Origin of the sequence: Microvirga arvi (assembly GCF_016892765.1) — a bacterium.
GTDB classification, from domain to species: Bacteria; Pseudomonadota; Alphaproteobacteria; order Rhizobiales; family Beijerinckiaceae; genus Microvirga; species Microvirga arvi.
Genome location: NZ_JAFEMD010000169.1, coordinates 1 through 1,561, shown reverse-complemented (window position 1 = coordinate 1,561; position 1,561 = coordinate 1). Strand labels below are relative to the sequence as shown.

Below are 1,561 nucleotides of genomic sequence, written 5' to 3'. Positions count from 1 at the left end.
TGACTTTTAATCAGAGGGTCCTGGGTTCGATCCCAGCGCGCTCACCAACAATATCAAAGGGTTACCGGCATCTGCCCTTTGAACCATTTTTCTCCAGGTAGCCAATAGGTAGCCGGACGATCTCCGCAACCACTCGACGTCCGATCGTCTGAGGCTGATCGATAAGCCTATGGCTGGCGTCGCCACTATCGCCCGGTTAGCATGGCCCCGACTCATCCGAGCAGGCGAGGGCGGTACGTATGGAGCACGATCATCATCACGATCATGACGACCACAGCCATCTCTCTGAGATCGAGCTGCGGGTGCGCGCACTCGAGTCCATCCTGGTCGAGAAAGGCTATGTCGATCCGGCAGCCATTGACGCGCTGGTCGAGACCTACGAGGTCAAGGTCGGACCGCGCAACGGGTCTAAGGTGGTCGCCAAAGCCTGGGCTGATCTGGCCTACCGGGAGTGGCTCCGGACGGATGCGACGGCCGCCATCGCATCCCTCGGCTTCATTGGGCGTCAGGGCGAGCACATGGTGGCGGTCGAGAACATCCCGGATCAGCACAACATGGTCGTGTGCACCCTGTGCTCCTGCTACCCATGGCCGATGCTCGGTTTGCCCCCGGTCTGGTATAAGTCCGCACCCTACCGCTCCCGGGCTGTGCTCGATCCGCACGGGGTTCTGGCCGAGTTCGGCGTGCACCTGCCGGAGACCACCCGGATCCGGATTTGGGACTCAACCGCGGAGGTCCGGTACCTCGTGATCCCGATGCGCCCCGAGGGCACAGAGGGCATGAGCGAGGAGGCATTGGCCGAACTCGTCACCCGCGACTCCATGATTGGCACCGGTCTCGCCCGGCAGCCGGAGGCGATACGATGAACGGCGCTCAGGACCTCGGCGGCATGATGGGCTTTGGCCCGATCGCGATCGAGCAGGACGAGCCCTGGTTCCATGCCGAGTGGGAGCGACGGGCCTTTGGCCTCACCCTGGCGATGGGTGCGACCGGCAGCTGGAACATCGACATGAGCCGGCACGCCCGCGAGAGCCTGCCGCCGCCTGAGTATCTCACCTCGAGCTACTACGAGATCTGGACCAAGGGGGTTGAAAAGCTCGTTGTTGCGGCAGGGCTCGTCTCCCAGGAGGAGCTGAGGCGCGGCCAATCTCTTGCGAAGCCAGCGCCGATCAAGCGCGTGCTGAAGGCGGAGGACGTGCCGGCAGTGCTGGCCCGCGGCGGTCCGGCCGAGCGCCCGATCGAGCAGCCGGCGCGCTTTGTAGCTGGTGACCGGGTCCGCACCCGCAACATGCATCCCCAAGGCCACACCCGCCTGCCGGGTTACGCTCGCAGCAAGATGGGCGTTGTTGAGCTGGTGCATGGCGCCCACGTGTTTCCGGACGCGAACGCTCATGGACAAGGCGAGCAGCCGCAATGGCTCTACACAATCTGCTTCTCGGGCCGGGAGCTGTGGGGCGAGCAAGCGGAACCAACCGTCAGTGTCTCAATCGACGCCTGGGAGAGCTATCTTGAGCTGGCATGAGGATATGGCCCGCGTGGCCGCGGACGTCGCGCCGATCCC

General features: G+C 64.2%; 2 protein-coding genes. Both read left to right on the top strand.

Annotated features, from left to right (window positions below; translation table 11 throughout):
* Window positions 1-239 precede the first annotated feature (239 nt).
* On the top strand, window positions 240-866 hold the full coding sequence (gene nthA, locus ILT44_RS30315; RefSeq protein WP_204243322.1) for a nitrile hydratase subunit alpha: 627 nt from the start codon (window positions 240-242) through the stop codon (window positions 864-866).
* Entirely contained in the window at window positions 863-1,522 is a 660-nt protein-coding gene (gene nthB, locus ILT44_RS30310; RefSeq protein WP_204243321.1) for a nitrile hydratase subunit beta, read from the top strand. The genes nthA and nthB overlap by 4 nt, the downstream gene beginning before the upstream one ends.
* The last annotated feature ends 39 nt before the right edge of the window (window positions 1,523-1,561 follow it).